Source organism: Mycobacterium colombiense (assembly GCF_003284975.1).
Taxonomy (GTDB): domain Bacteria; phylum Actinomycetota; class Actinomycetes; order Mycobacteriales; family Mycobacteriaceae; genus Mycobacterium; species Mycobacterium europaeum_A.
Genome location: NZ_QMEU01000058.1, coordinates 20,850 through 27,871 on the forward strand (window position 1 = coordinate 20,850; position 7,022 = coordinate 27,871).

Annotated in this window: 8 protein-coding genes and 1 tRNA gene; 1 reads left to right on the forward strand and 8 read right to left on the reverse strand. The window is 67.9% G+C overall.

Annotated features, from left to right (window positions below):
* Nucleotides 1–33 precede the first annotated feature (33 nt).
* Complete coding sequence (locus DQP58_RS17570; RefSeq protein ID WP_112709551.1) at nucleotides 34–1,137, reverse strand: cytochrome P450; 1,104 nt, start codon at nucleotides 1,135–1,137, stop codon at nucleotides 34–36.
* Between the two features lie 209 nt (nucleotides 1,138–1,346).
* Here DQP58_RS17570 and DQP58_RS17575 point away from each other — a divergent pair.
* Nucleotides 1,347–1,420: transfer RNA gene (locus DQP58_RS17575), tRNA-Cys, on the forward strand.
* Between the two features lie 11 nt (nucleotides 1,421–1,431).
* Here the strand turns inward: DQP58_RS17575 and DQP58_RS17580 are convergent.
* The 7 genes from DQP58_RS17580 to DQP58_RS17610 are packed head-to-tail and all read right to left on the reverse strand — an operon-like array spanning nucleotide 1,432 to nucleotide 6,787.
* Nucleotides 1,432–1,812 carry a YchJ family protein gene (locus DQP58_RS17580; protein ID WP_112709552.1) on the reverse strand — a complete coding sequence of 127 codons (381 nt, stop codon included), beginning with the start codon at nucleotides 1,810–1,812 and terminating at the stop codon, nucleotides 1,432–1,434.
* A gap of 20 nt (nucleotides 1,813–1,832) precedes the next feature.
* Nucleotides 1,833–2,576 carry a hypothetical protein gene (locus DQP58_RS17585; protein ID WP_112709553.1) on the reverse strand — a complete coding sequence of 248 codons (744 nt, stop codon included), beginning with the start codon at nucleotides 2,574–2,576 and terminating at the stop codon, nucleotides 1,833–1,835.
* A complete protein-coding gene (locus DQP58_RS17590; protein ID WP_112709554.1) occupies nucleotides 2,573–3,478 on the reverse strand; it encodes a vWA domain-containing protein in 906 nt (301 codons plus the stop codon). Before DQP58_RS17590 ends, DQP58_RS17585 begins: the two co-directional genes overlap by 4 nt.
* Nucleotides 3,475–4,449 (reverse strand): hypothetical protein, encoded by a 975-nt coding sequence (locus tag DQP58_RS17595; protein ID WP_112709555.1) that lies wholly within the window; start codon nucleotides 4,447–4,449, stop codon nucleotides 3,475–3,477. The genes DQP58_RS17590 and DQP58_RS17595 overlap by 4 nt, the downstream gene beginning before the upstream one ends.
* Nucleotides 4,440–4,913: a hypothetical protein gene (locus DQP58_RS17600; protein WP_112709556.1), complete on the reverse strand. Its 474-nt coding sequence runs from the start codon at nucleotides 4,911–4,913 to the stop codon at nucleotides 4,440–4,442. The genes DQP58_RS17595 and DQP58_RS17600 overlap by 10 nt, the downstream gene beginning before the upstream one ends.
* The gene (locus DQP58_RS17605; protein ID WP_112709557.1) at nucleotides 4,903–5,769 is read right to left on the reverse strand and encodes a DUF58 domain-containing protein; all 867 of its coding nucleotides are present in this window, start codon (nucleotides 5,767–5,769) and stop codon (nucleotides 4,903–4,905) included. Before DQP58_RS17605 ends, DQP58_RS17600 begins: the two co-directional genes overlap by 11 nt.
* Nucleotides 5,770–5,785: 16 nt before the next feature.
* Entirely contained in the window at nucleotides 5,786–6,787 is a 1,002-nt protein-coding gene (locus tag DQP58_RS17610; protein ID WP_112709558.1) for an AAA family ATPase, read from the reverse strand.
* Between the last annotated feature and the right edge of the window lie 235 nt (nucleotides 6,788–7,022).

The following is a 7,022-nucleotide window of genomic DNA, read 5'->3' on the forward strand; positions in this document are numbered from 1 at the left end:
GGTGAGCGGGCTGCATTTCACCCCGTCCCCCAGTCACCGCTCCGGTCGCCACCTGATCGGCACGTGAACGGGGAACCAACCGTCGAAAATCACTGCTGGCAAAGCGCTGTAGGCTTTGGGATACCACGCTTTGGGAACATCGCCACTGCTCCAGTCGAACCAGAAAAATGGGACCTCTGCAAGCCACACCTCGAAGAACACCCTCAGCAGATCCCGGGCCAGGTGCGACGCGGGACACCGGTGCGGGCCTCCCCCGAAACTCCAATGCCGTTGCGAACCATCCAATTTGACGCTGTGACCTGACATGTCGTCAGCTTCGTCACGGTGAACCAGTCCAACACATAACTCGACGGGAGACCCCGCTGGGATCGTCGTTTCGCCGATCGTCACGTTCCGAGTCGTGATTCGTGAAACGGTCTTCGCTCCGCCATCTAATCGCAGCAGCTCCTCGATGAACCTGCGTTGCCGGTCCGGCTTCTCGCGTAACTCCCGCTGAAGCATCGGCTTGCGCGCCAGCACCGCCAGCCCTGCCTTGATTGCGAGCGAGGCAAAGATGAGACCGCGGCCCACCGACGCCATCAACCCCATTACTTCTAAGTCGGTGAGCGGTTCGGTGGCGAGGCGGCTGATCACATCGGGGCCACCCTGGGGCGCTCGGCGAATAGCATTCACCAGCTCCACGTTGACCGCATCGAGAGCCGTGTCCGTCGGCAATCCGCAGACCGTGACGAATGCTGCGCGCCAAACAACCTCGGCGACACCAGCGCCATCGCAGTGATCGAGTTGCGTCGCGACGGCACCGACGCATTGTTCGATGATTTCCCGGACGGGCATCAGCATGTCCCGCGAATTTCCCGGGGTGAACAACAGGTCGACCATTATTTTCCGGTACGGCCCGAATGGCGGTTTGCCGGGCATCAGTTCGCCTTGGCGGCTGGCGAAAATTTCGCCATCACGTACGGCGGCGAGGACGTCGTCGCGCTGCCACAGCACGTATGTGCCGTCCGGCTCCCGCAGCACTCTTTGACCCGCACGCTGCGCGGCAGCCTGCCATTCCCGATAACCAGCGGCCGCACCGTCGTCAGACTGCATGACTTCCAGTGCGGCTGATTCGGTGAAGCCGCCCGACCCGATCACTGCACACCAACGACTTTCACGATCGGCGGTCGCTGCGAGCCTCGCACCAACGGCGCCTCTTGGAACTCCAACACCGCCAGTTTATCCGCAGGATCGGTCACCTCGCGCCGCACAGCGGGGCTCAATCCATACCCGGCGGCTGCACGAAATGATCGGGCAGAGCAAAAAGCTGGGCTTTGCCCGCGTCCGCTGGCATGGTTGCGAGTTGTGCGGGTGTGGCTGAGTGGTTAGGCAGCGGCCTGCAAAGCCGTACACACGGGTTCAAATCCCGTCACTCGCTCCAAACCAGAGAGATCATTTCTTGACGGCGTCGAGATAGAACCATCGGCCGGCGCGCCGCTCGAAGCGGCTGCGCTCATGCAGACTGTCGGCGCGGCCGGCGGAGTCGTAGCGGGCGGTGAATTCCACTTCCCCGGCATCGTCGTCGGCCCCACCCGCGACGGTGTCGCTCACCTCTAGGCCGGTCCAGGTGATGCTGGGATCGACGGTCACCTCGGACGGCCGGGTGCGCGGATGCCAGGTGCGAAAGAGGTAGTCGGCGTGGCCGCGCGCGAATGCCGAATACCTCGAGCGCATCAACGCCTCGGCCGTTCGGGCCTGCAGCTCACCGTCATGCAAGGGCCCGCAACACGCGCGATAGGTCTCGCCGCTGCCGCAGGGACACGGTTCGTACATGCCACGACACTGACACACCCTTACGGCGACTCCCCCGGCGGCGCGGCGCCGGCCGCATCCTGCAGCACCTGCTGCAACTTGTCGAGCGGATCGCCCCCGCCCGGGTCGAGCCGCCGCGGCGAGATCTCGCGGCCGTCGGGTGCGACGGTGACGAGCGGCGGCGGTGGCGGCGGAGGGGGCGCCGCTGGTGGCGGTGGCGGGGGTGGCGGTGCTTCCGGCGGTGCATTGAGCGCGTTTCTCTTGGCCGCCAACCTGTTTGCCGCGTCGTCGCGGATGGCTTGTCGCTGCGGGTCCGGGTCGGTGTTGCCGGAGAAGCAGCCGCGCGGCGCGGCGTCGACGACGGCCAGCGCACTCGTGTAGCGTTCGTCGGCGCGTGCGCGGTCCCCCGCCGCCGCGGCCCGGTCGCCCTGAGTTTCGCGGACCAGTTCGAGGTTGACCCGCACCGGGCAGGAGCCGGCGGTGTCGCTGCGGGCCAGCGCGTCGGCGAAGTGCGCGTCGGCGTCCTCGAGTCGGCCGTCGAGCACGGCGGCGGTGCCCGCGACGAAGGGCGCCTTCGCCGGTTCCACCAGGTTGGCCATGCCGAGAATCGCCGCGTCGGCTCGCACCGCGCTCCCATCGCCACGGACGAACGACGAGGCGGCCCAATTCCCCGCCACGGCAACCGAGATCAGTTTGACGGCGATCACCAGCGCTAGGACGGTCAGCGGGGCCGAGCAGACGACAAGACGCCGTCGCAGCCGCAAGCGCGCCGGTCCGCGCGTCATGACGTCAAGTCCCGTCGGGCGATGCGGCCGCGCCGGAACTCTCGGGTCGAGAGGTAGATCTCGACGAGCAGGAGTCCCGCCGCCAGCAACGCGGGCAACCAGTACAGCTCGATCCGGTCGGCCTCGACGCGGTGCGGCGAATTGGGCAGGGTCGGCCGGAAGGGCTGCCCAAAATCCCGGTGGACGTACGGAATGTCGAGCTGTGCGGCCAGCCTGCGCAATTCGGGTTCGTCGATCGCGTCGCCGCGGCCGTATCCCAGCACCGCTCCCCCGCTCACCGTCCCCCGAGTGAGCTTGAAGTCGTCCTGCGGCGCCTGGGATCCGGGCGCACCGGAACCGAAGTAGAGCACCACGTTGCGCGACCCCGGATATTGCTGCGTCGCCTGGATCAGCTGGTAGCGCAGCACGTTGTCCGCCGCTCCCGCGTTCGCGTCGGGACCCGCGTCGCTCGACCCGAGCGCCGCGATGGTCGGTCGCAGGCTCCAAACATCCTCGGACAGCGGCCAATCGAGGGAGGCCTTCGAGGCGAAGGTGATGAGCGCGAACCGTGCCGCGGGGTATCGCTCGATCAACGCGGCGACGTCGTCGCGCATCCCCGCGATCCGTGGTTCGCCGTCGCCGATATTCGATTCTGCCGACCGATCCACGACGAGGAACACGTTGAGATCGGCGCCGGCCGCTGCCGTCGCGTCGCGGCGGTCGTCGTTCAAAAGCGCCGGGCGGGTGGTCGCGATGATGAGCAGCAGCACCGCCAGAGTCACGCCGGTCCAACGCAGCACCGCGTGGTGACGGCGGCTGCCCGCCGACGCAAGCACCCGCCACAGCGCCACCAGGCGGGCCAGGGCAAGGGCTCCGGCGACGACCGCGAGGATCGGCCAGGGCAGCAGGGGTTGAAACGTCATCGGCGCAACACCAATAGGGCCACCGAGAGCACGGCCGCCGACAACAGCGCGATCGCCAGGGGCACCGCCGGCGCGTCCTGGAAGTCCGCCGTCACGACGGCGCCGTCGGCCGTGCGCGCCGGCGGGGCGTGCGCCCGGATCCCGTTGAGCGCCGCGGTCACCGACGTCGTGCCTGCCACGACGTACCGGCCGCCGGTCTGCCGGGTGAGCGCGGTCAGCGAACCGCTTGCCGGCGACGGAGCGGTGTCGATCACATTGACCTGCGCCCCGGTCCGCTGGGCCAGGGCCCGAACGCTGCCATCGGCGAACAGTGCGGCGCGCTGCTCTGCCGCGGCACGTAGATCCGACGGTCCAAGATAGATCACCGAGCGCCGGTGCGTGTTGGGATGCTCGGCGGACGGAAACCCTGAGAGGCACAGCGCGAGAACGTCGTTCACGCTGGCGGCATAGTCCGAGTAGGGCACCGGCGGGGCAAACGACGTGTGCGCCTGATGGGCGCCGAGGTAGTCGGCGAATTGCGCCGCGGCGTACTGATGGTCGCGCGTCAGTGGCACCACGCGGCGGTTGACGGATGTCAGGCCGATGCGTTGCGCCTGAGGTGAGGTGGCGGTCTGGCGCGCGAAGTAGCCGAGCAGTTCGGCGGTGGCCGCATCGGTCACCGGTTGCCCGACGCACACCATGATGTCTTCGGGGTGAGCGGCGTCGAAATCGTCACGCGCCACGCTCGGACGGGCCGCGGCCCACGTCGCGGCGCCGAACATGACCGTCAGCACCACCAGGGTCACGATCGTCGAGAGGGACCGCAGCCGAGCAATTTTGGCGTACTCGGGCAACCGGGTCAGCCGTGCGATGTTGGCCAACGGCCGTAGCCGCCGGCGAGCCGCGGTCATCGGAAGCAGCGCCGCCAGCGCGACCACCGCGACAACGACGGCCGATCCGATGGCCGCTACCGGCCACCACCTCAGGTCCACGACCGGATCAACTCCTGCGCCCGGCCACTCACGTCGGCGACGTCGACTTGTGACTCGGCGTTGAACTGCGCATCACCGAGCCGGGCCAACACGGGTGCGGCCCCGGCGAGGTCCGCGTCGGCCATGGCGCCGACTTGCAGATATTGGGCCCGCACCCCGGTCGCCTGATGCAGAAAGCTGCGCACCGTTCGGCTCATCGCGGCGCACGCCGCCGGCGCCGAGATCTGCCCGGCGTCGCACTCCTCGGCGATGCGCTGTACGCGACGGGCGAACCGGCGGCGGATCACCTGGGCATGCATCCGCCGCACGACGGGGATGTGCCGCAACCGCTGCGACGGCAGCGTCCACGCGAAAACGCCCGCATACCAACAGATGATGGCGAGGAGCAGCACAATGGCCAGCCACAGCCACCACGGCGAGTAGGGCTGTGGACCGAACAGATGACGCAGCAGATCATCCGGCACGAGCGGCCACCTCGGTCAAGCGGACGAGTTCACGCCGAATCTCGTTGCTGCCGCTGATAATTGCGTGCGGGATCGCGCGAGCGGTCAGGAAGGCATCGAGGTGGGTGCGGCGGGCCTGCTCCGCGCGGCGATAGGCGGCGACGACGCGCGGTCCGAGGTCGGCGCCGTTCAACACGAAGCGCCCGGTGGCGACGTCGTATCCGTCGGTGTCGTCGGGTCCCACGGCGGGCATGTCCGACACCATCGCCCACATGATGTCGTGGCGCCCGGTCAGCCTGGTAAGCATTTCGCCGAGTCGTTCGTCGACCTCGGGTTCGTCGGACACCACGATGATCAGCATGGTGTGCCGGTAATGCGTTGCGACGTAATCGAGTTGGGCGGCGATGTCGCTGCGGCCGGGGCCGGCCGTCGTGTGCTGATACCAGCGGTGCAGCAGCCCCTCGATGTGTGACTCGCCGCGCCGCTGCGGGACGTTCACACAACCGCGGCGGTCACCGTAAACCATGCCGATCTGATCGGATCGCCGTAGGCCGATCAATCCCACCGCACCCATGATGTGCGCGGCGACATCGCGTTTGCACTCTCCGCTCGGGGCGAGCGCCGACATGTTGCGGCCAGCGTCGGCGACGAGCAGGATCTTGTGGTGCTTTTCGGAGACGAACCGCTTGATCAGCACACCGCCCGAGCGCGCGGACGCCTTCCAGTCGATATCGCGGACGTCGTCGCCGGGCACGTATGGGCGCAGGTCGTCGAATTCCATGCTGCGCGTATGCAATAGCGCGTAGCGGCCGCCTTCGAGCAGACCGCGTGTGTCGGTGCCGAAGTGGGCTTTCGCCCGGTTGAGGTGTTTGCCCACGATGGCCCTGTGGCCCCTAGGGGACCCGGACGGCCCGCAGCGCGGCGTCGACCACGACCTCGGCGGTGATATCGGCGCTGGCCGCTTCGAACCCGAGGATCAGTCGGTGCCGCAGCACCCGGTGGGCGAGTTTTGCGATGTCCTCGGGCAGCACGTGTGCGCGCCCGGATAGCACGGCCTGCGCCCGGGCCGCCTTGCAGAACGCGATGGTGGCGCGTGGGCTGGCGCCGTATTCGACCAGGCGCGCGATCTGCTTGGGCAACGCCCGCTCCGGGTGACGGGTGGCGTCGACCAGCTGGCCGGCGTAAAGCATGAGCGCGCGGTCCATGTGGACGTGGCGCACCACCTCCTGCAGGCGCAGCACGTCGTCGAGGCTGACCACCGGCGGGGCCGGTCGCCCCTTGTCGTAGACGCCGGCGTCGATCCGCGTCATCACTTCCACCTCCTCCTGCGGTGAGGGATAGCGCACGATCTCCTTGAGCAGGAAGCGGTCGGTCTGCGCCTCGGAGAGCGGATAGGTTCCCTCCTGGTCGACGGGGTTCTGGGTGGCGATGACCAGAAAGGGATCCGCCAGCGGGTGCACCTGCCCGGCGATCGTGGTCTGCCGCTCCTCCATCGCCTCGAGCATCGCGCTCTGCGTCTTCGCGCTGGACCGGTTGATCTCGTCGAGCAGCACGATGTTGGCGTGCACCGGACCGAGCTGGGTGACGAACGAATTGGTCGCCGAGTCGTAGATCTGGGTGCCGACGATGTCGCTGGGCAGCAGGTCGGGCGTGCACTGGATGCGTTGGAACCGGCCGTGTATCGACTCGGCGAGCACCTTGGCGGCGGTGGTTTTGGCCAGGCCCGGCACGCTTTCGAGCAGGATGTGACCGCCGGCAAGCAGGCCGATCAGCAGCGACTCGCGTAGTTCGCGCTGCCCAACGATCTTTGCCGCGAAGGCCTGGGAGATGGCGTCGATGGTTCCCAGAACGCCGTCGAGTTCGCGCTGATCCGGTTGTGTTCGAGCTGTAGACATACGCTCGCCAAGATACCCAGGCGCCGGCTTTCCACACGTCGAGGTGATAGGACCGGCGTTCACGAGCGTAAGCGCACCGCGCGATTCGACCGGATTTTTCGCAGTGGGCTTACGCTCGTCGCTCTAAAGTGGCCGCCCTGGAGGCTAGGGCTTGTTCCACGGCGGCGGCCGCTTGATTTTATTCTCCGCCTCGAGCCGCAGCCGGATTGCCCGCGCCCGCGCCTCGGCGGCCCGA